This window comes from Intrasporangium flavum, from assembly GCF_001956915.1.
Lineage (GTDB): Bacteria > Actinomycetota > Actinomycetes > Actinomycetales > Dermatophilaceae > Monashia > Monashia flava.
Genome location: NZ_MLJO01000013.1, coordinates 13,299 through 36,918, shown reverse-complemented (window position 1 = coordinate 36,918; position 23,620 = coordinate 13,299). Strand labels below are relative to the sequence as shown.

The window sequence follows — 23,620 nt, the reverse complement described above, 5'->3', positions numbered from 1 at the left end:
AGGCAGCCTGCCCTGCGGGATCAGCGACCCGCGGCGTCCGCAGCACGGGCCGCGGCGACGAAGGCCCGCACGAGGTCGGGGTCCTTGACCCCGCGGCTCGACTCGACACCGCTCGACACGTCGACGCCCCACGGGCGGGCGGCCTCGACGGCGGCCGCGACGTTGGCGGGGTCGAGACCGCCCGCGAGCAGCCAGCGCCCCTCGGGCCTTCGGTGCTCGAGCACCCCGAGGTCCCAGGTGTGCCCCGAGCCGGCGACGGGCGCATCGAGCAGGAGCAGCTCCTCGCCCCACGCTCCGACGGTGAGGTCGGTGGTCGCACCGAGCGCCGTCGCGCGCCAGACTCGCGCGAAACCCGCTCGCGCCGTGGAGAACTCGGCCGCCGAGTAGCCACCGTGCAGCTGGAGCACGTCGGCCCCGATCCGCCTCGCGGTCTCGACCGCCTGCTCCACCGGCATCTCGCGCACGACGAGCACCGTGTCGGCCCGGCCATCGACCGCCTCGACCACGCGGGCCGCAGCCTCGGGCGTCACGTGCCGCGGGCTGCCCTCGCTCATGACGACGCCGACCGCGTCGGCGCCTGCCTCGACGGCCACCCGCGCCATCGCGGCGTCCCTGAGACCGCACACCTTGACGTACACGCGTCCAGCCTCTCAGGTGGGCCGCGGTGCACGGGGACACGTCCGGGAAAGGAGGGATCCGATCGGCGCCTGCCAGCGTCCACCCGGAGCGCCGCACCCGGCGAGCCCGGCCTGAGCACAGGAGATCCCATGCCCCACCAGACCCCGTCGCCGCACTCCCCCGTGTCCCGAGCGGGCGCGATGGCCGCCCTCACCGCCGTCGCGCTCCTCACCGGCTGCTCCGCGACGTCGGGCCGCGACGCCACCCCGAGCGAGGCCCCGACCGACGCGTCGGGCAGGCTCGTCGCGCAGCTGTGGGCCGACCGCACGGCGCACGTCGGGGACAACAGCAAGGTCATCGCCCTCGTCGGCGACACCGGGCTCGACGCCCTGGGCCGGCGGACGATCTCGCTGCAGACCGACCGTTCGCCCTACGGCGTGACCGTCCGCTTCCCCGACCCGGTCAAGTCGGGCGGACCCGTCGACGTCACCTCGCAGGCAACGCTCCTGCTCGGCACGGTCGGCAACCTCGAACGCGTGACGGTGGAGGCCAACGGGACGACGTTCACCCTCACCGCGGCAGCGGCCTCTCAGGCGCTCGGCCACGACGTCAAGCAGCTGGGCACCGACCGCGCCGCCCTCGAGCAGTACGTGTCGTCGCTCGACGACTGAGCCGCGTCGGGCAGGTCGGTCCCGGGGGGCCGGCGGCGGCTCGGTCAGGGCGCCATGGCGGCGTAGCCGGAGGCGTCGTGGATCGCCAGGCCGGCAAACGTCGCCGAGCCGGACGCGCCGGCCACGACCTGCGCGAGCTGCACCTCCATGTCGGTGCGGGTCCAGCCGAAGAACGTCTGCTTCGCGTCGACGGCCGTGCTGCCGAGGTAGTTCGTCTCCTGCCCGAGACGGACCGGCTTGCCGAGGGACGCGCCGGCCGCGAGCGCCGCGGCGGCGACGTCGAGCGTGCCGTCGGGGCCGGTCGCGGTGTTGCGGTAGGACATGACGGTGACACCCGCCGTGCGCTTCATGATCTCGCGGTCGAGGCTCGAGGCCGCGCCGCTGCTCGCGGTCGCCGGGATCTCGCCGAACCAGAAGGGGATGTCGGCCTCGACCGGGTAGGTGCCGGCGTTGGCCTTGAGCTTGTCGAGGAGCGTCAGGTACTTCGCGACGACGGTGGGCTGGTCGGTGGTCCAGGCTGATGTCGAGTACGGCTCGACGTCGACGTGGATGCCGGTGAACAGGCCCGTGTTCTTCGCGGGCTTGAGCCAGTACGTGACGACCCACGACGGGTTGTCCACCCAGCCGGGGTCGCCCCCGAGGGCGTCGACGCGGATGCCTGCGGCGCGGGCGCGGCCGACGAGGTCCTTGATCTCGGGCAGCCGGCTCGACGTCGTGACGTTGGGCGGCACGGCCACGAAGAGCTGGTCGATGCCGGTGCTGACCGCGAGGTCGACCGTGGCGGCGGGCGTGCTCGTGTCCCAGACCCACATGGCTCGGCTGTCGGCGCCCGGCGTCGTCGTCGCGGCGGCGGCCCCCGGCGCGGTGGCCAGGGCTCCTGCCGCCGCGGCGAGGATCGCGAGCGTCGTCACGGCGAGCCGGGCGCCGCCGGCGCCCAGCGCGCCCCGGGCACCCAGAGCGAGCGCGATGACCGGGGCGACCCGACCGGCGCTGGACCGTCGGGAAGGGTGGCGGCGGGACGTGAAGAACATGCGGAGCTCCGGACGACGAAGGGTGGAATCCCACCCAGTGTCGGAAACCTCTGCCCGTTTCGTGCCGGTTTCGCAAGATTTCCGCAAGGGCGCCGCAAGCGGTCCACAAGCAGCCCCCGGGGCGTCACGACCCCGCAGGGCCCCGGTCGGGTCCGCCCGGCGCGTCCTCGAGAGGCGCTGCGAGGAGGCCGGCGAGCTCGGCGTGCCACCGGCGGTGCCGGTCGGCGAGCTCCGGGCGCACGCCGACGCGAGCGCCGCACTCGCGGCAGTCGAGGCCGGTGGCGGCGAGGTCGAAGCCGCGGCGCCAGTCGGTCCGGTCGAGGATCGGTCCGGCGCCCCGCGGCGAGGGCCGGGCCACCGCCGCTCGGTGGGTCTGTGTCATGTGGGTCCCCTGTCGTGGCTCGCCCCCGCGCTGGCGGGAGTCGGTCACCCGGGCCCGGTCGGCGTGCGGCCCGGCCCGGTGTGCGAGCACGGTACGTGGCCGGGGTGCCCGCCGAGGGCCGCGGCACGGCCGGTTGCACGAAGATGCAGGCGCGGCAGGTCCGGCTCCCGCGGCGTCGTGCCGGGTCCGGCACGCTGGTCCGGCACACTGACGACCCATGTCGCACCTCTTCTACCTCGTCGGGCCGCCCGCCGTCGGGAAGCTGACCGTCGCCCGCGAGCTGGAGAGGCGCACCGGGGCCATCGTCGTCGACAACCACCTCGTCAACGACCCCGTGTTCGTGCCGATGGGCGTGCACCGCGGCGAGGGCATCAGGGCAACGGACGAGCTGCGCCGACGCGTGCTGTCCGTCGTCCACGAGGCCGCCGAGCTGGCGCCGTCCTCCTTCAGCCACGTCTTCACCAACTGGCTGCCGGACGAGCCGGAGAACGCGGCGCTCGTCCAGCGGCTGCGCGACCTGGCTCGGCGCCGCGGCGCCCGCTTCGTGCCCGTCTGGCTCACCGCCGACGCCGACGAGCTGGCCGCGCGCGTCGTCGGGCCCGAGCGGACGCAGCGCGCCAAGCTCATGGACCCCGATGTGCTCCGGACGCTGCTGCCGATCCCCGAGCTACCGGCCCCGCCCGACGCGATCGTCATCGACACGACCCGCATCCGGCCCGCCGAGGTGGCCGACCGCATCCTCGCCGCCCTGTGACCGGCGCGGCGCAAAGCCGTTGCGCCACCGCCTGACACGGCCCGACACTCGGTCCATGCGCGTCATGTTCGCGTCGATCCCGGCCCACGGGCACGTGCTGCCGCTGCTGCCGCTCGCGGCCGCGGTCGCGGCGGCGGGCCACGACGTCGAGCTCGGCGCCGGGGTCACGTTCGCCGGGCACGTCCCCGTCCCCGTCGTGCCGATCGTGCCCGAGGGGATGACCCTGCACGACGCGGAGGAGGAGGCCCGCGCCGAGGTGCGCGACCCGAGCGACCCGATGGGCTGGCCCACCGCGATGTTCGGCGTCGTCATGCCCCGGCACGTCACGCCGCGCCTCCTCGCGCACTGGGACCGGCACGGCCGGCCCGACCTCGTCGTCCACGAGGGCAGCAACGTCGGTGCGGCCGTCGCGGCGCGGACCGCCGGCGTGCCGGCCGTGTCGTTCCACGTGTCGCTGACGCCCCCGATGTTCTTCCTCGACGCCCTGCGCTCGGTCATCGACTTTCCCCTCGACGTCATGCTCGACCCGCGGCCCGACTCGTGGCGTGGGAGCGAGGAGCTGCCCTTCGAGCGCGTCCCGGTGCGCTCGACCGGCTGGTCGGACCCGCGCGGCGCCGGACCCGAATGGCTCGACGCTGCAGGGGGACCCACGGCCTACCTGACCCTCGGCACCGTGGCCTTCGGCGCCGTGGACATCCTGCGGCGCTCCGTGCTCGAGACGGCGGAGCGGTGCGACCGGGTGCTCGTCGCCGCCGGGCCGGAGGCCGACGTCGAGGCCCTCGGCGCGCTGCCCGACCACGTCCGCGTCGAGCGCTACGTCGACCAGCCGGCCGTCCTCGACCGGGTCGACATCGCGGTCCACCACGACGGTACGGGCACGGTGCTCGGCTGCCTCGCCGCCGGTGTCCCCCAAGTGATCACGCCACAGGGCGCCGACCAGTTCCTCAACGCCTCGCGCCTCGCCGAGCTGGGGCTCGGCCACGCGGTGCACAACGACGCCGACACGTCCGACGTGGGCACCGCGGTCGACGCGCTGCTCACCGACGAGTCGCTGCGCGGCCGGGTGACGCAGGTGCGTGAGGAGATCGCCGCGATGCCCGGGCCCGAGGCCGTGGCGGCCGCGCTCGCCGAGCGCTACGCACCCTGACGCCGCTCGCCCCGCGGGCGGGTGCCCGGGCAGGGGTCACGCCCGGGCTGGGGTCAGGCCCGGGCGGGCCGGTACCACCGCAGCGACACGTCACGTTCGACGCTGAGGATCACGACGAGCGCGACGACGACGCCGAGCCTCACCAGGAGCGCGTCGACGGCGAACCACGCGAACGCGGCCCCGCCGACCGCGACGAGGGGTCGGACGAGCGTCAGCGGCCCGAGCAGCACGGCGGTGGCCAGGTAGCCGACCTCCCACGGCAGCACCGCGTGGGCCGCGAGCGCCGTGAGCACGACGAGCGCGTACGGCACGTAGACGACGAGCATCGCGTTCGCGGCGCTCCCCCAGCGCTCGAGCGTGGCTCCGTGGTTGAGGTTCAGCACCAGGAGCGGGAGCAGCGGGAACGAGGACAGAGCCAGGGCGGCCAGTCCGCGCGCCGACGCCACCAGGTCGCGGCGACGGTGGCGCACCACCCCGTCGCGTCCGGCCGAGGCCCGAACCCGGAGAAGGCGGCGTCGAGAGCGGCCAGCACGAGGAGCGTCGACAGCGCTGCCACGGTGGGCAGGCCCGGCGGGAGCACGCCGGTCACGACGGCGGGCGGGCTCACACCCGGACCCCGACCGTGGGACGGAGCACCTCGAGGGCCGGCACCTGGAGCAGCCCGCCCGACGTGTCGGGGAGGCGGTAGCCCGGCGCGCCGTCGGCCACGGCTGCGCGCAGGAGCGCGGGCTCGTGCGCCCGCCGGACCGAGAGGTTGCCGTCGTGCCGCGAGAGCGGCTCGCGCATCCGGGCGCGGTGGAAGACCCACGAGCCGAGGCGCGCGACGCGTCCGGGCACGAGGTCCCAGTGCGCGAAGGCCGCGACGCCGAGCCGGGCGTGCGCGGCGAAGAAGCCCGGCAGGGCCTCGGCGGGGAGGTGGTGCAGCAGGCCCGTGGAGATGACGATCGTCGTCGCGCCGTCGTCGACGGCGACCCCCGGGTCGAGGGCGTCGCCCACGACGAACCGCGCGGCCAGGCCCTCGACCTCGGCGAGGCGACGCGCCTCGCCGACGAGGACCGGGTTCAGGTCCACGCCGACGAGGTCGACGCCGGCCCCGAGGCCGCCCCGGGCGGCCAGGGCTCGCACGACGTACCCGAGCCCGCGCCCGACGTCGACGACGCGCACCGGCGGGGTCGTCACCGGAGCACCCGGACCTGCCGCTGCGGCCGCGCGGAGGCGGACGTCGGCGAGCAGCGGCGCCAGGGTCGCCCGGACGCGCCGCCACAGGAGCAGCTCCTCGGCGAGGCGCTGCAGCTCGGCGTGCGCCCGGATCCCGAGGGCGTCGACGTGCCGAGGGTCGAGGACGTCGCCGTCGGTCACGGGCAGCCGCGACACGAGCCGCGCCGCCCGCTCCTGGCCGGAGGCCCGGAGCCGCTCGACCACCGCGGTGCGGCCGGTCGCGCGGCGCCCGCCGGAGGCGTCGAACGACCACAGGAGGTCGGTGATCTCGACCGGCGGCAGCGACATGGGCGCCAGTCAACCCCACACGCGCGTCGGGCGAGGGCGAACGTGACGGTCGCGCGTCCCTCTCGCACGGTCCCACGCCCGGTCGCCTCTCGTATCAGGCGATCCGGTGTGCGGCTCTGATCACGGGGGAATACTGGTCGTGAGGAACTCACCATGCCTGGACGAGAAGCTCTGCGGGGGATGGTCGCACTGCTCGTTGCCGTCGCGGCGTTGACGGCGTGCGAACGCTCGGCCGCGCCCTCGGGCCCGCCGGACACCCCGGTCGCCTCCTCCGCGACGACCCAGGCGGGCGCGTCCGAGCCGACCACGGTCACGGCGTCGACGCCTGCGCCGTCGACCGGCTCGGCCGTGGAGCCGACGGGCGCGGGCGGCGGTGGTGGAGGCGGCGGCACCGGCGGTGGTGGCAGCGGCAGCGGAAATGGCAACGGCGGGAACGGCGGTGGCGGCGCGGTGGGGTCGCCGATCGACGTGCCGACGATCCCCGACCCGCACACCTCGATGGACGGGCTGCGGTCGGCCATCGAGGGCGCCTTCGTCACGGCCTGCGGCGGAGACACCCTCTGCGTGCAGCTGGAGTACGGCGACGGCGCCTGCCTCCTCGGCTACTCGCCCAGCACCACGGCGGCCCGCGGGTCGACCGTCACGGTCCTGACCGAGTCGCAGGAGGAGTGCGACGCCGCGAACAACGGGCCCCCGGAACCGACGGACGAACCGACGGTCGAGCCGACGCAGGAGCCCTCCGACAGCTCGTCGACGGGCGACTCGTCGGGCGGGTCGTCCGGTGGGTCGACGGACGGGTCGACGAGCGTGCCGGCCACCGGGCAGGGCGCCGGGTCGTGACCGAGCCCCGTCCTGGCGACGCGCCTCGGCCGGACGGTGCGGGCGGGACGACGCCACGGTCCGAGGAGCTCACGGCCGAGGTCCTGGACAGCCCGGCGAGCATGCTGCGCGAGCTGCCCGGGGTCACGAAGGTCATCGGCGCGGTCGTCGCGCCGGTCACCCTGGTCACGGCCCTGCTCGTCTACTTCGGCTGGTCGCGCACCACGGCGCTGTTCGGGTGGTTCGGGATCGACCCGACATCTCTCGGGTTCAGCAACGCCGACTACCTGCTGGTGAGCCAGGACGGCCTCTTCGTGCCCGGCGTCGTCATCGCGATGGTCGCGCTCGCGGTGCTCTGGCTGGCGCCCGCCGTCCGGCGCAGCGGCCGGTTCGGCCCGGACGTCCGTCGCCGGGTCGCACCGGCGGTCGCCGTCGTCGGTCTGCTTCTCGCGGCGACCGGGCTGCTCGCGGTCCTCGGCGTGCGCCTGCTGCCGGACCGGGTCGGCGTCGGGCCCGGGTGCCTCGTCGCCGGGGTGACGCTGCTCAGCTACGCAGCCCACGCCGTCCGTCCACGACGCCCCTCGTACTCGCGCACCTCCGGCATCGCCGAGGTCACCGGGCTCACCGTCGTCGTCGCCATGGCGCTGTTCTGGGCGGCCGGTGACTACTCCTCCGCCGTGGGACGTGAGCGGGCCGCCCAGCTCGCAGCGGGCCTGCAGGGCAGTGCCCGGGTCGTGGTCTACAGCGAGAAGTCGCTCGGCATCCCCGCCGAGCACGGGGTGCAGGTCCTGCGCTGTGCGGGCGGCGGCCAGAACGCGTACGCGTTCCGGTACTCGGGCCTGGTGTTGCTGCTCAACACCGACGGCCAGTACGTCTTCCTGCCCGTCGGCTGGACGCGCAGTGACGGCAGCGCCGTCGCCGTACCGCGCGGCGACGGGATCCGGCTCGACTACCGCAGCCCGGGGTCGGCCGACGCCCTGCCGTCCGCCTGCTGAGGTCCGCGGTCCGAGATCGCCTGCGAGGGGTGATCCGGATGGATCGTCGGCGGCGGGTGATTCAGCACGAGCCGGGAGCGTTCGTCGCCGCGGCCGCGGCCGAAACACGGACGCGCCTCGGCCGGTCGACCGGGGGCTCCGCTGACCGGCTCCACCGAAAGGTTGATGCCGGCCGGTGGGCGGCGGCGCCGGCGCTCCGTAGCGTCGAAGACGTTGATGACACGTCGATGAGAGGTCTCGAAAATGCTTCCCCTGCTTTACCGTTCGGCCGCCGCCTGGACCGCTGTCGGCCTCACCGGTGGGCTCTTCTACCGCGAGTTCACCAAGCTCAACGATGTCGCCGGCGGCACCCAGCTGGCTCTGGTGCACACGCACACGCTCGTGCTCGGCACCGTCGTCTCGCTCGTGCTGCTGGCACTGGTTGGGATCTGGAGCCGGCTGGCGACGACTCGCCCGTTCAGGGCGGGCTTCTGGGTGTGGCAGGCAGGCCTGGTCCTGACGACCGGGGGCATGCTCGTCAAGGGCGTCCTGCAGGTCCTGGGCAACGACGCCGCCGACAGTGCGGCGCTGGCAGGGGTCTCTGGCCTCGGCCACATGGTGCTGACCGGCGCGTTCGTACTGCTCTTCGTCGGGATCGGGCGCGTGGTGCGCCAGGTCGAGGCCGAGCGTCAGCACGTGCTCATGGGGGCCGCGACGGCGCGCGCAGAGGCCTGAGCGATGCAGGCTCTGTCACCGACTGTGAGCGAGCAGCCGAGGAAGTGGCTCGCGTTGGGGGTTCTGGCCGCCGGCCTGTCGATGATCGTTCTCGACGGCACCATCGTCGGCGTGGCCCTGCCGCGCATCATCGGCGACCTGCATCTGGACCTGACTGACGCACAGTGGGTTTCGAGCCTCTACGCGATGGTGTTCGCAGCGCTCCTGCTGGTGTTCGGCAGGCTGGCCGATCGGCTCGGCCGCCGCACCGTGTTCGCGGTAGGTGTCGCCGTGTTCGTCGTCGCCAGCATCATCGCGGGGCAGGCCGGTTCCGGTTCAGCCCTCATCGCCTCGCGGGCCCTGCAGGGCATCGGCGGCGCCATGATCCTGCCCGCGACCCTGTCGACGGTCAACGCGACGTTCCGGGGCCAGGACCGCGCCCGGGCGTTCGGCATCTGGGGAGCCGTGATGGCCGGGATGGCTGCGGTCGGCCCGCTGCTGGGCGGCTGGCTCGTGACGAGCTTCGACTGGCGCTGGATCTTCTACGTCAACGTGCCCCTTGGGGTGCTGATCCTCATCGGTACGGCCCTGACCGTTCCGCAGACCCAGGGCGCCCGCTCCCACCGGGGTCTCGACGTCGGCGGTCTCCTCACCAGCGGGCCAGGTCTGGCCCTGGTCGTCTTCGGCCTCATCGAGGGCACCCCCCTGGGGTGGTGGAGGCCGACCGCCACGTTCACCCTTGCCGGCCTGACGTGGCCGGTGACCGCCCCCGTCAGCGTCGTGGTGCCGGCGATCGCAACCGGGGTCGGGCTGCTCGTCCTGTTCGCCGTGTGGGAGCGGCGCCGCTCCAGCGCGGGCCGTGACGCGCTGCTCGACCTGCGCCTGTTCGCGGTGCCCACGTTCTCCTGGGGCAACCTCACCGCGTTCGCCGTCGCAGCCGGCGAGTTCGCCCTCGTCTTCGTGCTGCCGCTCTACCTGGTCAACGTGCTCGGGTTGACCGTCCTGTCCACCGGCGTCGTCGTGGCCGCGATGGCGCTGGGGGCGTTCGCGTCGGGGGCGCAGGCACGCCGCCTGGCCACGCGCCTTCGCCCACCCGTCATCGTGGTGCTCGGCCTGGCGCTCGAGCTGGCCGGCGTCCTGGTCACCGCGTTCATGGTCGGGCCGGACACCTCACCGTGGGCGCTGGCCGCCACCCTCGTCGTCTACGGCGTCGGGCTCGGCCTGGCCTCGGCGCAGCTCACCAGCACCGTGCTGGGCGACGTGCCGACCGAGCAGTCAGGGTCGGCGTCCGCGGCACAGAGCACGGCACGCCAGCTCGGTTCGGCCCTGGGCACCGCCATCGCCGGTTCCACTCTCGCGGCCGGCCTGTCGGCGGGCCTGCCCGACCGGCTCGCACGCATCCCCCAGCTGCCGAACGAGCTCGCCCAGCAGCTGGCAGCCTCCAGCGCCGACAGCGCCGGAGGGGTCATCCCGCTGCTGAGGGCCGACGGCACCCACGGTCCGCTCGGCGGCATCGGGCCGCTGGTGACGGACGCGCTGTCGGCCGGGTTCGCCGACGCCACCCGCCTCGCCCTCATCAGCGCCGCGGTCCTCGTGGGCCTCGGCGTCCTCGGCGCCATCCGAGTGGCACGCCTGGCACCGGCGAGCCCGCTCGGCGTGCCCGCCCAACGAACGGACGCTGCCGGCGCGTCAGCGCTCCACGCGCCGGCCGACGATCCCGGCGTGCACAGCCCCACCCACGCCGCAGAGACCAGCGAGCCGGCCCAGCCCGTGACCTCCGCGGCCGGCTGACCCTGCGTGCCACGGTCGGCGCCGGGGAGGGGCCGCCCCGCCGCTCGACCCACTCGCGCCGCCAGGCACCGCCGCCAGGCCCCCGTCACCGTCGCGCGGCCACCGCGACTCATCCCCGCGGCAGCGCCGTGCTCCGCCTTGGTTGAAGGAGAACCGTGTCCACTGACCGAACAACCAGCCGTCGTCGAGCGTGGATCACGCTCGTGCTCGGCCTGGTCACCGTCCTGGCCGCCATCGGCGGCCTGAAGACCACCGACGCCGCCTCGCGCTCTGAACCAGCGCCCACGAGCAGTGAGTCAGCGCGCGCAGCCCGGGTCCTGGGGACCCTGCCCGGGCAGGAGGTCCAGCCCGTCCTGCTGGTCGCCACCCGCCAGGACGGCCACCCCGTCACCAGCACCGACCTGGAAGCCCTCGACGAGCTCGGACGGCACCTGCCGACACCGGCAGGTCATCCCGCCTCGAGCGCGACCCGCTCCGCCGACCGGCTCGCCGCGACGATCCAGCTCCCGGTCGCCACCGCAGCGTCCAACACCGACAACGCCGCCACCATCGCCACGCTGCGCGAACGCATCGCCGACGCGCGCCCGGAAGGGGTGCAGGTGCTCGTCACCGGCGGGCCGGCGTTCGGCGCCGACATCGCCTCCGCCTTCGACGGCGCGAACGTGACCCTGCTGCTGATCACCGTCGGCATCGTCGCCCTGCTGCTGCTGCTCACCTACCGCTCCCCCATCCTGTGGCTCATCCCGCTCGCGGTCGTCGCCCTCGCCGACCAGGCGGCAGCCACCGTCACGGCCCGGCTCGGTGCGGCGCTCGACCTGCAGTTCGACACCGGAATCGTCAGCGTCCTGGTCTTCGGTGCAGGCACCAACTACGCGCTGCTGCTGATCTCCCGCTACCGCGAGGAGCTGCACACCCACCCCGACCACCTCACCGCGTTGGCTGCCGCTCGGCGACGCACCACCCCGGCTGTGCTCGCGAGCAACGTCACGGTCGTGCTGGCCCTGGGCAGTCTCGCCTTCGCCTCGACACCGGGCATCCGCGGCCTCGGGGTGGCTGCAGCCGCCGGTCTGCTCATCACCCTCGTCTGCGTGCTCGTGCTGCTGCCCGCGGCCCTGGCCATCACCGGCCGTCGCGTCTTCTGGCCGTTCGTACCTGACGCGGGCACGAGCCGTGACGTCCGTGCCGGCGCCTTCGGACGCGTCGCCACTCGCGTCGTGCGCCGGCCCGCGGTCATGGCCTCGGCCGCCGTGGCCCTCCTCGCGGTCCTCGGCACCGGACTGTTCGGCACCAACCTCGGCCTGAGCCAGACCGAGCGTTTCCGCGGCTCGGCAGAGTCCGCCACCGGGCTGCAGGTGCTCGCCCAGCACTACCCGGCCGGGGCCGCACAGCCCACCGTCGTGATCACCGACGCGCACCATGCCGAAGGGGTGGCCCGCGCCGCCGCCACCGTGCCGGGCGTGCACGTCCTCGGTGCACCATCAGCTGCGGGCACCGCGGGAGACACTGCCGCAGCCACCGGCACCGGACCCGTCGTGGTCACCGTCATCAGCGACGCCTCGCCCGGCACTGCCGAAGCGCGGCAGAGCGTCGAAGCCATCCGTGCAGCCGTCCACCAGGTCCCAGGGGCGGCCGTGCTCGTCGGCGGTCCCGAGGCGACCGACGTCGACGCCCGCGCCGGGAACGAGGCCGACCTGAGGCTCATCGTGCCGCTCGTCTTCGCCATCACCGGGCTGGTCCTGCTGGTGCTGCTGCGCTCGTTCGTCGCGCCGCTGCTCCTGCTGCCGGTCAACGCCCTGAGCGCCTTGGGTGCCATCGGCGCCGGCTCCTGGGTGGGCACGCACCTGCTCGGCTGGCCGGCCCTCGACCTGCAGGTTCCACTCATCGCGTTCCTGTTCCTGGTGGCCCTCGGTGTCGACTACACCATCTTCCTGGCTCACCGCGCCCGTGACGAGGCCGTCGCGCATGGCACGAAGGACGGCATGGTGCGCGCGGTCGGGGCGACCGGGACCGTCATCACCAGCGCCGGAGTCGTCCTGGCCGCCGTGTTCGCCGCCCTGGGCGTGCTGCCCCTGGTGACCCTGGGCCAGCTCGGGCTGATCGTCGGGCTCGGGGTCCTGCTCGACACGCTCGTCGTGCGCACGGTGCTCGTGCCGGCGCTGGCCGGGCTCGTGCAGGACCGCCTGTGGTGGCCGGCGCGCCCGACCCGCCCGACCCGCTCGACCCGCCCGACCCGCTCGCGTCGTGCCGCCACAGGTACCGGCGAAGAACCCGCTGACGCCGAGGCCGTCCCCGCGAATCGGGCTGTGCCGTAGGTTCGGGATGTGGACTCGGCCCTGCGGTTCCTGACCGGCTTCCAGCACCTGCTCCTGGTGGCCCTGACGAGCATCGGACTGGTCAGGGCCGTCACGCTCGGGGCATCGCCGGCCTCCGCCGTGGCGCTCACCGTCGCGTTCCTGGGCTGGTACGTCCTCGGCGTCGTCTTCTCCCGGCGCCGACGGGTGCATGGCGGAGCGGGCCCTGGCGCACCCGCCTCGCGGGAGACCGAGCGCACCGGCAGAGTCCCCGGTGCCACATCGGGCGCCGGATCAGCCGTACTCGTATGGCTGCTCGGGCTGACGGCCCTGTGGCTCGTCCTGGTCGCCCTCTCCGCGGAGTTCGTCTGGGTCGCGTTCAGCCTCTGGTTGCTTGCCGGGCATTTTCTCCCGTGGCGCTGGTCCGTGCCGTACGCGCTCGCCGTGCTGGCCGTGGTCGTGGTCGCGCCGTGGCACGCGCTGGGCGTGCTCACGGTCGCGGGGGTCATCGGGCCGGCGATCGGCGCGTTGTTCGCCCTCATCGTCTCCTGGGGCCAGGTCCAGCTCGTCCGGTACGGCGTGGAACGCGAACGCCTCATCGCTTCCCTCGTCGAAGCGCAGGCCGAGGCCGAGTCGCTGCATGCACAACTGGCCGCCACCCAACGTGAGGCCGGCGCGCTCGGCGAGAGGGCCCGCCTGTCCCGCGACATCCACGACACCCTGGCGCAGGGTTTCTCCTCGATCGTGCTGCTGGCGCGCTCAGCCGAGGAGGTGACCGACCGGACGCGCCAACGTGAGCTCCTGCGTCACATCCAGTCCACGGCGTCCGAGAACCTGCATGAGGCACGACGGGTCGTCGCGTCGCTGGCGCCACGGCAGCTCGATGGGGCGACCCTGCCGACCAGCCTCCGGCGCCTGCTGGACTCGTTCACCGACCAGACCGGCATCCCCACCGACCTGCGTCTGGACGGGCAGCTTGATGCCCTGCCGACGGCCCTGGAGGTCGCCCTGGTCCGCACGTTGCAGGGGGCGTTGGCCAATGTGCGCAGGCACGCCCACGCCACCCGTGTCGTCGTGTCCTTGTCGGAGACAACGGACTCCGTACGCCTCGACGTCGTCGACGACGGAATCGGCTTCGACCCCAGAGCGGTCGACTCGAGACCGCACGCGCCCGAGGCCGGCGGCTACGGGCTGTCGTCCACGCGGGCACGGCTGCGCGAGCTCGGCGGCGGTCTCGACGTGGAGTCCGCGCCGGGTGAGGGCACCGCGTTGACCGCGCACGTGCCGTTGCGCGCGGGAGTCGCTGGATGACGCCCGTCCGCGTCCTCATCGTCGACGACCACCCGGTGGTGCGGGCTGGACTGCGCATGCTGCTGGCAGCCCGGCCCGAGGTCGAGGTCGTCGCCGAAGCCGGGGACGGCCCGGCGGCGCTGTCCGCTGCGGCGCAGCAGCGCCCGGACGTCGTGCTGTGCGACCTGCGACTCGGTGACGGCATGGACGGGGTCGCGATCACCCGAGCGGTCCTCTCCTTCACGCCCCCTGCGCCTGCGGTACTCATCCTGACGACGTACGACCATGACACCGACATCGTGCGCGCCGTCGAGGCGGGCGCCTCGGGATACCTCCTCAAGGACGTCGCCACCGACGAGCTGGTCGCTGCCATCGTGGCCGCGGCGTCCGGGCAGACCGTCCTCAGCCCGTCGATGACCGAGCGCATGATCGCGACCCTGCGCACCCGCAAGGCCGGGCTGAGCGCGCGCGAGCTCGAGGTCATGCGGCTCGTCGCTGAGGGGCTGTCGAACCGGCAGGTGGCCAAGCGCCTGTTCGTCAGCGAGGCGACGGTCAAGACGCACCTGAACCACGCGTACACCAAGCTCGGTGTGGACAGCCGCACGGCCGCGATCGCGGCCGCCCGCAGCGCCGGGCTCCTCGACCGGACATAGCGCCATCTCGAGGCTGCCCGCGGCCCAGGCCACGCGGTCCCGGCGCGGTCGGGCGCGCTGTTCGATTCCGGGCCGAGGCACCGGGTGCGGGTCTCAGCGGAGGGTCCGTGCGGCATACTGACGGCGGGCTGGGATCCAGGCGAATCACACCGTTGTTGTCCCTACGGTTCTCCCTGTTAACGTCCCCACCCACCCGGGCCTCTAGCTCAGTTGGTAGAGCGTCGGACTTTTAATCCGCTGGTCGTCGGTTCGAGCCCGACGGGGCCCACCACATGTCTCCGGGTCGAGCACGCATCCACGCCGGTTGTCCGGACGACGCAGGCCGTCCTCGGGAGCAGTGAAGAGCAGGTCGTCGGGGCTCGCCTCTGACGGCGCGTTCGACGCGGGTCAGGTGACAGGATCGCCTCATGGATGTCGGCGTCGCGCACGTTCAGACAGCCGCATGAGCGGGATCGATCCGAGCGGGCCTGCCCGACTGTGGATCTTGTGCGCTGTCACGGCCGCTGTCGTGTTGGTCGGCGCCGCTGTTGCCTTCTCGGTGCTCCCGCGAGGCTCTGCCGCACACCTCGAGCACGCCGACGGCGTCACCCTCTTGATCGATGCACGAAGCGAGACCCTCGGTAGGCAGGGGGACAGCGGGGACATGGTCGGTGGAGGTGGACAGCTGGGCCTGGTCGCACGCACGTGCGTCGGCTTCCTGGACGACGACACCGTTCTCGCGTGGCCCCCAGGCACCGAACTGGTTTCTCGCGGAGACAGTTTCGAGGTCCGCGTCAACGGCATGACGTTTCGACCCGGCGACCGGCTCGATGGAGGCGTTGGGAGGCCACACGGCACCGACGTGCGCTCCTTGCTACCCGACGCATGTCGTGACCACGAGGTTGTGGCGTTCGCAGTCGGGGGCTGACTCGCTGACGGCTCGAGCCCCCAGCTGCACAGACGGACAAGCACGTCACCGCAGGAGGACTCCGGCCCGGCGTTCGACCCGGTGAAGAGTTTCTGTACGTGGCTCGAGCGCGAAGTAGCGCTATTGAAGCCGTGGGCACATCGACGGCACACCCTGCCGCTCACACGGATCCAGCACGGGCAGCACCGCGCCATCCTGAGCCCTGGTGACCGTCCGGTCGCCCAGCGGACTCCGCAGTGTGAGTTCCGCACTGGAGACCCCATCCGGCGTTCCGAGGTCCGCGCACAGCTCTCCGGCTGGCCACTCCGAGCCTTTGACCTGGCTCACGACCACCGACGACGCGGACTCGACCGCCGTCACCGTGAACTGGCCCGAACACACCCCGTCCTCGCCCCACGGGAACATGACGGAGATCACCAGCGGGTCCCCGCCCTCGCCCAGCGTACGAACCTCGGTCGGCGAGAACGAGTACTCCTTGAGTGGTGCTCGGAAGGGCCCGGCACCCAACCACGCCAGAACCCCGACGACCACCGACGCCACCACGGCGACGCCCGCAGAAGCCACAACCACGCGACGCACCACGTGCCCCCTGTTCACCCGAGCCGCCGACCCGACGCCTCACTGTCCGTCCCCCTCCGGACCACGTCAAGGGCGCCACGCGTCACGACGACCCGGCGGCCTCCGGGTCGGGGGCGGCCCCCGCCTCGTCCCCGGCGGCCGTCGTCTCGGGCTTGGCGCCCGGCTGGCGCGTCGGGATGCCGCCCACCGAGTAGATGGCCACGAGCCCGAGCAGCGCGAGCACCCCGAGCGAGGCCCGCAGGCCGGCGAGTCGGGCGGCGGTGTTCTCGTCCATCACCGCGGCCGCGGTGTCGCCGTGGACGCCGGCCGCGTCGAGGGCGGCGCTCAGCTGCGAGTCCGGGATGAAGGGCACGCCGGCGGACAGCTCGACCTGTGCCTGCGACGAGAGGCTCGCAGGGATCGCCGGGTTGTCCTGGATGCCGGTGAAGAACGACGAGGAGAGCGCCGCGATGAGCACGGCGCCGCTGAGCGCCGTGCCGAAGGAGGACCCGAGGAACGTCACGGTGTTCTGCAGGCCGCCCACCTCGTCCGTCTCCTCGTCGGGCACCGACGACACGGTGACGCTGCCGAGCTGGGAGGCCAGGGCGCCGATCCCGAGCCCCGCGAGCAGCATCGGCAGCGTGACGACCTCGGGGCCGGCGCCGAGCTGGAGCGCACCCAGCAGGGTGACGAGGCCGAGCAGGAGGGACAGGAACCCGAGGCGCACGACGCGACGGGGGTTGGCGTCGGGGAAGAACTTCGGCACGCCGACGGCCGCGATGAGCAGCGTCACCGACAGCGGCAGCATCCGCACCCCGGTGGCGATCGCCGACAGGCCGAGCGAGACCGACAGGAACAGCGGCACGGCGAAGAACAGGCCGGCGAGCAGCAGGTACTGGAAGAAGAAGCCGGTGAGCCCACCGCGCAGGAGCGGGTTGCGCAGCATCGCCGGGTCGATGAGTGCGGCCTCCCCGCGCTCGACGCGTCGACGCTCCCACGCGAGGAACCCGACGAGGACGAAGCCACCGGCCAGGATGAGCCAGATGACCGCGGACAGGCCGAAGAGCGTCGGCGCTTCGGGCTTGGGGTCGATGAGCCCCCACGACCCGGCGCGGAGGATGCCGTAGACGACGAGCGCCAGGCCGGAGGCCGACAGCGCGGTGCCGACGAGGTCGAGCCTCACGCCGGACTCCGGTGGCGTGTCGGCCATCCTGCGGGTCAGCACGAGGATGCCGAGCACCACGAGGACCTCCCCGGCGAACACCCACCGCCACGACAGGTACGTCGTGAAGAGCCCACCGATGAGCGGGCCGGCCGCCACCGCGATGGCCCCCGCCGCGGCCACCATGCCGTACGCGCGCGGACGCTCCGACCGACCGAAGTTGGCGGCGATGAGGGCGACGATGGCCGGCATGATGAGCGAGGCGCCGACACCCTCGAGGATCGACCAGCCGATGAGCAGGACCGTGAGGTTCGGCGACAGCGAGGTCGTCAGCGACCCGCAGCCGTAGATGATGCAGCCGAGGGCGAAGGCCCGCTTGCGGCCCAGGATCTGGCCGACCTTGCCGCCGGTGATCATGAGTGAGGCCATCACCAGCGTGTAGAGGGTGATGGCCGTCTGGATACCGGTGACCGAGGTGTCGAGGTCGGCGGCGACCGTCGCGATCGACACGTTCATGACCGAGCTGTCGAGCGCCATGAGGAACTGGCCGGAGGCCAGCGTGACGAGGATGGCGCCAGAGCCCGCGCCCGCCGTCGCCGCGACTGCGGGCGCGGTGCTCTTCGCCATCGGGGTGCTCCTTCCGACCCTGTCGCTCCGCAGGGTCAGGCGAGGGCCTTCGTCTTCAGCGCCTCGAACTCCTCTGGCGTGATCGTGCCGGAGTCGAGCAGCGACTTGGCGCTGGCGATCTGGTCCGCCGCGTTCGGCGCAGCGCCCGAGCCGGACGCCACGGACCTGATGTACTCCTCCTGCTGCTGCTGCACCTGCGCCATCTCGCGCATCTGCCGGTCGGACATGCTGCGCCCGCGGACGATGAGGTAGATCAGCGCGCCGAGCCACGGCACGAGGATGAGCAGGATGGCCCAGCCGGCCTTGCCCCAGCCGCTGAGGTCCCGGTCCCGGAAGACGTCGAAGATGCACCGGACCCACACGAAGATCGCGGCGAACCAGATGAAGAACCAGAAGCTCCACAGCAGGACGTCCCAGAAGTTGGTCGTGATGTTGTCCATGCCAGTCCTCTCGAAGAGCCAGCTCGACGCCACGGTGGTCGTCAGGACCAGCGTGGTCGACGGGCGCGGGGTCAGCCTCATCCCGCAGGAGTGATCCCGCCGCGTGGCGGCGGCGCAACACTGGCGGCGGCGAGGTCGGACCTCGGCCCTGCGCGAGGCGGCAGGGTGGCGCGGATGGGCGGTGGGCCATGCTCGATCGAAAGCGTTGTGACGCAGTCGTCGTGGGGTGTGGGCGGTCGGCTGCGGACCAGGCCGCCATCGCCACCGCCACGGCGGAGGCGGCGCGCCGGGGGCACGACCTCGTGCTGCTCGTCGTCGACGAGTCGAGCACGAGCATCAGCGTGCCGGGCCACCGGCGGCTGTCCGCCGAGGCGATGCACACGGCAGCGCGCCGGGCCGCGATCGTCGCCGAGGCCACCGACCCGACGGTGCCCGTCGAGATCGCCTCGATCCCCCGGGAGGACGACGCGGCGATGGGCCTGTTGGCCGCGCGCGCGGCGCTCTTCGTGGCGCCGGCCCGTGGGCTCGGCGGGCACCAGGTGCTCTTCCTGGGCCGGACCGCGGACGAGGTGATCCGACGCGCCGGGTGCCCGGTCATGCTGCCGCACGTGACGCGTCGGGCCCCCCACGTGCACCCCGCCGACCTCGACCGCTCCCCCGACCGCGGCCCCGCCGTGCGGGCGGCGCTGACCGGCCGGGCCGACGACGGCGAGGTGCTGCGGTGCGCGGTCCGGGAGGCGCGGCTGCGCGGCGACCCCCTCTCGGTCGTCCGCACGGTCCGGGCGCTCGGGGGCGAGGCGGAGCGGCAGGCGGCCCTCGTCGCGGCGTGGGACGCGGTCCGCACCGTCGCGGAGAGCACCGTCGCGGAGAGTGCCGCCCTGCGGTGCCGGGCTGAGGTCGTCGTCCTCGACCACCGCGTCGACACCCTGACGACGCGCTGCCACCCCGATGACCTCGTCGTCGTCGGCGGCCACGACGAGGTGCGCCGACCCGGACGGGGAGCGCTCGTCGAGATGGTCCGCGGTTCGGTCCTGCGCGGGGCCCTCGACGCGCTGCCCTGCGACGCGATGGTCGTGCCGGCCGCGGTCGAGCCGGTGCCGACGCCGGTCCCCGGCCGGCCGCTGCACCACCTGCGCCACGGCGGGCCGACCCGCGTGACGGGCGCACGGACGCTGACGCCCACGGCGCGATGACCGCCACGCGGCCGGGCCTCGTGCCCATCGCCGGGTGGCTCCGCTCCTACGACCGGAGCTGGCTGCGTCCCGACATCGTCGCCGGCGTCACCGTCGCGGCGCTCATCGTGCCGAAGAACCTCGGCTACGCCGGCATCGCCGGCATCCCGCTGCAGAACGGGCTCTACGCGGCGGCCGCGGGCGCCATCCTGTACGCGGTCTTCGGCACGAGCCGCCAGATCTCGGTGGGGCCGAGCTCCGGGCTGGCGGCGGTGGCCGCCGGTGCGACGCTGGCCGCCGGGCTCACCGCCGAGCACGAGATCGCGAGCTTCGTCGCCGGGATCACGCTGGCCTCGGGCGTGCTGTTCCTGCTGATGTTCGTGCTCCGCGTCGGCTGGATCGCACAGTTCCTGTCCCGGGCGGTGGTCACCGGGTTCCTCTTCGGAGCCGCGCTCGACGTCGTCATCGGTGAGCTGCCCAAGCTGACCGGGACCGAGACGACCGGGTCCAACCCCGTGCAGGAGCTGTGGTCCTGGTTCGGGACGCTGGGGCAGTCCGACGCGTGGACCGTGCTCGTCGGGGTCGCGGCCCTCGCGGTCGTCTTCGGCCTCCGCTGGCTGGCGCCCTCGGTCCCGGGAGCCCTGGTGCTGGTCGTCGGTGGTCTGGTCGCGTCGTGGCTGCTCGACCTCGGCGCCCGGGGGGTGGCGCTGGTCGGTGAGGTGCCGCGGGGGCTGCCCTCGGTGGAGGTGCCCGACCTCGGGCTAGCCCTCGACCACGTCGGTGTCGTGGCCGTGGCGGCGACGGCGCTGGTGCTCATCGGGTTCTCCCAGACCGCCGGGGACGCCCGGGCCTTCGCAGCACGGCACCGCTACCGCATCGACATGGACCAGGAGTCGTTCGCCCAGGGGGTGGCCAACACCGGCGCCGGTCTGCTGCAGGGGATGCCGGTATCGACCAGCCTGTCCGCGAGCTCGCTCAACGACAGGTCCGGGGCTCGGACCGGTCTGGCGTCGCTGACCTCCGGCGTGACGGTCCTACTCACCCTGGTCGTGCTGGCCCCCCTGTTCTCCCAGCTGCCCAAGCCGGTTCTCGCGGCGCTCATCATCGAGGCGGTCGTCAGCGGGATGATCGACGTGCCCGAGATGCGCCGGCTCTTCCGCGTGCAACGCTTCGACTTCTGGATCGCGACCGCCGCCATCGTGGGCACGCTGCTCTTCGGCGTGTTCGCCGGCGTCGTCATCGGGATCGCGCTGTCGCTGCTCTGGCTCGTGTGGGTGGCCACCCACCCGGCCATGCCGACGCTGGCGCGCGAGGCCGGCACGCAGGTCTTCCGAGAGCTCTCCGAGCACCCCGAGGACGAAGAGGTGCCGGGAGTGGCCGCGCTCCGGCTCGACGGGGGCCTGTTCTTCGCGACGTCCGACGCCCTCCAGGACCGCATCAGGGAGGTGATCAACTCGAGCGACGGGCTCACCGGGATCGTCCTGGACTGCTCTGGGATCGCCTACGTGGACTCCCAGGGCTCGGGCAAGATCGCCGACATCCTCGACCTCACCGAACAGTCGGGGATCACCCTCCGGCTGGCCAAGCTCAAGCCCGCTGCCCGCGACATCCTCGACCGGGAAGGCGTCCTCGAGCGGATCGGGGCGGACCGGATCCACGGCAGCGTCCACCGCGCCGTCGAGGCGCAGCTCGGCAGCAGGATGGCGCCCCCGGACCCGCCTTCGGCCTAGCGGGCGGCTGCGGCGTCCCCCGTCGGACGCGTGGCGTCGAGCACGGCGGCCGTCTCGACGAGCCGGCGCAGCGTCTCGACGAACCGGGCCGCCGGGGCGCCGTCGACGACGGCGTGGTCGAGGCTGATCGTGAGCGGCAGCATCGGCCGCACGACGACCTGCCCGTCCCGCGCCACCGGACGCTCGGCTACGCCGCCGACGGTGACGATGACCGTGAGCGGGGCGAGCGGCACGGCCCAGCCCCACGTCGAGGAGAACATCCCGATCGAGGTGACCCCGACGGCGGGACCGAACGACGCCGACACCGCCGGGCTCGTCGCGGCGGCCCGCACCGCGGCCCGCCGCACCGGTCCCGGCAGGCGGAGCACCGCGCCGAGCAGCCTGCCCTGCGGGTGCGGTTGGCGCGGGCCGACCTTGGCCCGGTGCAGCGCGGCCGTCACGTCCGCGCACGAGAGCCGGTCCGCGTCGGTCAGCACGACGATGTCGAGCGTTGCGCGGCCCTGCTCGAGGCGCTCGACGGTGGCCCCGACGTCGACCCGGTCGAAGGACAGGATGCGACGGCCCGCCTTGCGGGCGTTGACCTCCGGGTGCAGCGCCACCGCGGCGGCGACCGATGCCGTGACGAAGCCGGTCCACGACACGTGCTCCGTCGCGGCGTCGATCCGGCGCTGCGCCTCCGCGACGTCGAGCTCGACGAGCGCGTGCACCTGGAACCGTCGCGCGGCCCCGGCGAGGCGGTCGAGCACGGGCCGCCGTTCGGGCGGGATGTCCCGGACGGTGTAGCCGCCGGCGCCGCTCACCTCCGCCCCTCCCAGAAGGTGCGTTCCCACGTGTACGGGTCGTCGACGACGCCGCTCGCAGTGTCGAAGCGCATCGTCGCGCGCCGGGCGAGGTCGTGCTCGGGCCACCCGGGGTCGCCGTCCCGCGCGAAGCCGACCCACGCCGCGTGCACGGCCCGCGCGAGGTCCTGCGGCGGGTCCGGGCCGAGCAGCGGCCCGAAGAGCGGCGCGTCCGGGTGTGCCGTGTCGAAGACGAACGGCACCTCGAGCGCGTGCACGGCACCCAGACCCGGTGCGCCCCAGGCGAACTCGTACACGAACGTGCGCGTCGACGCGTCCCTCCGCGAGGCGAGGTGCGCGTCGGCGAGGCGCAGTGCGGGCACCCGCATCCACCAGTCCGTCTGCACCTTCGCGAGCAGCTCCCCCGGCGCCAGGCCGGGGTGGTGCGCACGGTAGGCGGCCAGGTCGTCACCGGCGTCGAGGCCGTACGCCGCGAGGCTGAGGTGGCCGAACCGCTCCACCGGGCCGGCGAGCATGGCGTCGGTGACCTGGCCCATGGCGCCGCTGACGAGGAGCCAGAGCCTCCAGTCGTCGGTGTTCGTGCCGACGAGCACGTCGACGCCGCGGGCCGACCCGGCGGCGATCGCCTCGATCGGCAGTGCCGGCAGCACGACGCCGTCGACGACGGGCTGCCACGGCATGACGGTCGCGACGACGTCCTGCCCCCAGATCGCGGGGTCGGGCCGGGCGAGCAGCTCCTGCTTGAGCGCCGCCTGCGCGCCGAGGAGCCGGTCGACGCCCGCCCCGGCGATGGCCTCCCGGGTCGCCTCGACGCCGAGCGCCGCGGCCAGCCGGTCGGCGACCCGACGCGCGTCGGCCGAGGACAGCACGTGGTGGGCGGCGCCGCTCTGCAGGACCGCCCGCCGGAAGAGGCCCTCGGCGCGTGGCATCGCGAGCAGGCAGCCGATGCTCATCGCCCCGGCGGACTCACCGAAGACCGTGACGTCGCCGGGGTCGCCGCCGAACGCCGCGACGTCGTCGCGGACCCACTCCAGGGCCGCCACCTGGTCGAGCAGCCCCACGTTCGCGACGCCGTCGCCGAGGTGCAGGAGGCCCTCGGCACCCGGCCGCCAGTTGACGACGACGCAGACGACCCCGTCGCGCGCGAACCTGCTGCCGTCGTAGGCGGCGGTCGAGCTGAGCTCGAACATGCCGCCCTGGATCCACACCATGACGGGCAGGGCGGCGGCTCCGGGGTCCGGGGTCCAGAGGTTGAGGTTGAGGCAGTCCTCGGTCGCCCTCGCCCGCTCCACGGCGGCGAACGCGGCGTCGACGTCACGCCACTCCTCCTGCGCGCCCTCGGCCGTCCCGCCCGTCGACGGTGGCGCGACCTGGGGCGGCTCGGGTCCGAGCCTGGTGGCGTCCCGCGTCCCGTCCCACGGCACCACGGGCGCCGGAGGCCGGAGCCGGTTCGGGCCGAACGGGGGCGCGGCGTACGGGATGCCGCGGAAGACGTGCACGCCGTCCTCCACGAGCCCGCGGACCACGCCGTGGCGGGTCCTGACCACGGTGTCCATCACCCCAGCGTCCTACCGCGTGGGTGA

Annotated in this window: 23 protein-coding genes and 1 tRNA gene; 14 read left to right on the top strand and 10 right to left on the bottom strand. The window is 73.8% G+C overall.

All coding sequences use genetic code 11. The features are described from left to right. Positions 1-20: 20 nt before the first annotated feature. The gene (locus BIV28_RS10765) at positions 21-638 is read right to left on the bottom strand and encodes a phosphoribosylanthranilate isomerase (protein WP_076261738.1); all 618 of its coding nucleotides are present in this window, start codon (positions 636-638) and stop codon (positions 21-23) included. Between the two features lie 129 nt (positions 639-767). On the opposite strand from BIV28_RS10765, the gene BIV28_RS10760 reads away from it, so the two are divergent. Then, positions 768-1,289 carry a DUF4825 domain-containing protein gene (locus BIV28_RS10760; RefSeq protein WP_076261736.1) on the top strand — a complete coding sequence of 174 codons (522 nt, stop codon included), beginning with the start codon at positions 768-770 and terminating at the stop codon, positions 1,287-1,289. Between the two features lie 44 nt (positions 1,290-1,333). Here BIV28_RS10760 and BIV28_RS10755 read toward each other — a convergent pair whose 3' ends face one another. Together BIV28_RS10755 and BIV28_RS10750 are read right to left on the bottom strand one after the other, a co-directional pair. Further along, positions 1,334-2,320 carry a hypothetical protein gene (locus BIV28_RS10755; RefSeq protein ID WP_076261734.1) on the bottom strand — a complete coding sequence of 329 codons (987 nt, stop codon included), beginning with the start codon at positions 2,318-2,320 and terminating at the stop codon, positions 1,334-1,336. A gap of 124 nt (positions 2,321-2,444) precedes the next feature. Then, on the bottom strand, positions 2,445-2,702 hold the full coding sequence (locus BIV28_RS10750; protein ID WP_207555921.1) for a hypothetical protein: 258 nt from the start codon (positions 2,700-2,702) through the stop codon (positions 2,445-2,447). A 217-nt stretch (positions 2,703-2,919) separates the two neighbouring features. Between BIV28_RS10750 and BIV28_RS10745 the strand changes: the two genes are divergently transcribed. Together BIV28_RS10745 and BIV28_RS10740 are read left to right on the top strand one after the other, a co-directional pair. Beyond that, on the top strand, positions 2,920-3,456 hold the full coding sequence (locus BIV28_RS10745; RefSeq protein WP_076261731.1) for a P-loop nucleotide/nucleoside kinase family protein: 537 nt from the start codon (positions 2,920-2,922) through the stop codon (positions 3,454-3,456). 55 nt (positions 3,457-3,511) lie between these two features. Beyond that, positions 3,512-4,603 carry a glycosyltransferase gene (locus tag BIV28_RS10740; RefSeq protein WP_076261729.1) on the top strand — a complete coding sequence of 364 codons (1,092 nt, stop codon included), beginning with the start codon at positions 3,512-3,514 and terminating at the stop codon, positions 4,601-4,603. A gap of 53 nt (positions 4,604-4,656) precedes the next feature. Here BIV28_RS10740 and BIV28_RS10735 read toward each other — a convergent pair whose 3' ends face one another. Continuing rightward, on the bottom strand, positions 4,657-5,073 hold the full coding sequence (locus BIV28_RS10735; RefSeq protein WP_207555920.1) for a hypothetical protein: 417 nt from the start codon (positions 5,071-5,073) through the stop codon (positions 4,657-4,659). 133 nt (positions 5,074-5,206) lie between these two features. Further along, entirely contained in the window at positions 5,207-6,109 is a 903-nt protein-coding gene (locus BIV28_RS10730) for a methyltransferase domain-containing protein (protein ID WP_076261726.1), read from the bottom strand. 153 nt (positions 6,110-6,262) lie between these two features. On the opposite strand from BIV28_RS10730, the gene BIV28_RS20020 reads away from it, so the two are divergent. From BIV28_RS20020 to BIV28_RS10685, 9 genes are all read left to right on the top strand, one after another. Then, positions 6,263-6,949 (top strand): hypothetical protein, encoded by a 687-nt coding sequence (locus BIV28_RS20020; RefSeq protein ID WP_207555919.1) that lies wholly within the window; start codon positions 6,263-6,265, stop codon positions 6,947-6,949. Continuing rightward, positions 6,946-7,923 carry a hypothetical protein gene (locus BIV28_RS10720; RefSeq protein WP_076261723.1) on the top strand — a complete coding sequence of 326 codons (978 nt, stop codon included), beginning with the start codon at positions 6,946-6,948 and terminating at the stop codon, positions 7,921-7,923. The genes BIV28_RS20020 and BIV28_RS10720 overlap by 4 nt, the downstream gene beginning before the upstream one ends. Positions 7,924-8,166: 243 nt before the next feature. Next, positions 8,167-8,637: a DUF2871 domain-containing protein gene (locus BIV28_RS10715; protein ID WP_076261721.1), complete on the top strand. Its 471-nt coding sequence runs from the start codon at positions 8,167-8,169 to the stop codon at positions 8,635-8,637. A gap of 3 nt (positions 8,638-8,640) precedes the next feature. Beyond that, complete coding sequence (locus BIV28_RS10710; RefSeq protein ID WP_083707246.1) at positions 8,641-10,407, top strand: DHA2 family efflux MFS transporter permease subunit; 1,767 nt, start codon at positions 8,641-8,643, stop codon at positions 10,405-10,407. Between the two features lie 155 nt (positions 10,408-10,562). Then, complete coding sequence (locus tag BIV28_RS10705) at positions 10,563-12,719, top strand: MMPL family transporter (RefSeq protein ID WP_083707245.1); 2,157 nt, start codon at positions 10,563-10,565, stop codon at positions 12,717-12,719. A gap of 9 nt (positions 12,720-12,728) precedes the next feature. Further along, a complete protein-coding gene (locus BIV28_RS10700; protein ID WP_076261717.1) occupies positions 12,729-14,009 on the top strand; it encodes a sensor histidine kinase in 1,281 nt (426 codons plus the stop codon). Next, the gene (locus tag BIV28_RS10695; protein ID WP_076261715.1) at positions 14,006-14,641 is read left to right on the top strand and encodes a response regulator; all 636 of its coding nucleotides are present in this window, start codon (positions 14,006-14,008) and stop codon (positions 14,639-14,641) included. The genes BIV28_RS10700 and BIV28_RS10695 overlap by 4 nt, the downstream gene beginning before the upstream one ends. A gap of 195 nt (positions 14,642-14,836) precedes the next feature. Beyond that, positions 14,837-14,912 (top strand) — tRNA-Lys (locus BIV28_RS10690). Between the two features lie 171 nt (positions 14,913-15,083). Then, positions 15,084-15,548 carry a hypothetical protein gene (locus tag BIV28_RS10685; protein ID WP_076261713.1) on the top strand — a complete coding sequence of 155 codons (465 nt, stop codon included), beginning with the start codon at positions 15,084-15,086 and terminating at the stop codon, positions 15,546-15,548. Between the two features lie 120 nt (positions 15,549-15,668). Here BIV28_RS10685 and BIV28_RS10680 read toward each other — a convergent pair whose 3' ends face one another. The 3 genes from BIV28_RS10680 to BIV28_RS10670 form a co-directional block, all read right to left on the bottom strand. Beyond that, positions 15,669-16,130 (bottom strand): hypothetical protein, encoded by a 462-nt coding sequence (locus BIV28_RS10680; RefSeq protein WP_207555918.1) that lies wholly within the window; start codon positions 16,128-16,130, stop codon positions 15,669-15,671. A 79-nt stretch (positions 16,131-16,209) separates the two neighbouring features. Then, positions 16,210-17,895 (bottom strand): MFS transporter, encoded by a 1,686-nt coding sequence (locus BIV28_RS10675; protein ID WP_076261710.1) that lies wholly within the window; start codon positions 17,893-17,895, stop codon positions 16,210-16,212. Between the two features lie 35 nt (positions 17,896-17,930). Then, positions 17,931-18,335, bottom strand: a complete 405-nt coding sequence (locus BIV28_RS10670; RefSeq protein ID WP_076261708.1) for an SHOCT domain-containing protein — start codon at positions 18,333-18,335, stop codon at positions 17,931-17,933. Between the two features lie 221 nt (positions 18,336-18,556). On the opposite strand from BIV28_RS10670, the gene BIV28_RS10665 reads away from it, so the two are divergent. Further along, on the top strand, positions 18,557-19,528 hold the full coding sequence (locus BIV28_RS10665) for a universal stress protein (RefSeq protein ID WP_076261707.1): 972 nt from the start codon (positions 18,557-18,559) through the stop codon (positions 19,526-19,528). Further along, a complete protein-coding gene (locus BIV28_RS10660; protein ID WP_076261705.1) occupies positions 19,525-21,237 on the top strand; it encodes a SulP family inorganic anion transporter in 1,713 nt (570 codons plus the stop codon). The genes BIV28_RS10665 and BIV28_RS10660 overlap by 4 nt, the downstream gene beginning before the upstream one ends. Here the strand turns inward: BIV28_RS10660 and BIV28_RS10655 are convergent. Both BIV28_RS10655 and BIV28_RS10650 read right to left on the bottom strand, forming a co-directional pair. Further along, positions 21,234-22,037: a 2-oxo acid dehydrogenase subunit E2 gene (locus BIV28_RS10655; RefSeq protein WP_076261703.1), complete on the bottom strand. Its 804-nt coding sequence runs from the start codon at positions 22,035-22,037 to the stop codon at positions 21,234-21,236. The genes BIV28_RS10660 and BIV28_RS10655 overlap by 4 nt on opposite strands. Continuing rightward, on the bottom strand, positions 22,034-23,593 hold the full coding sequence (locus BIV28_RS10650) for a carboxylesterase/lipase family protein (RefSeq protein WP_076261702.1): 1,560 nt from the start codon (positions 23,591-23,593) through the stop codon (positions 22,034-22,036). The genes BIV28_RS10655 and BIV28_RS10650 overlap by 4 nt, the downstream gene beginning before the upstream one ends. Between the last annotated feature and the right edge of the window lie 27 nt (positions 23,594-23,620).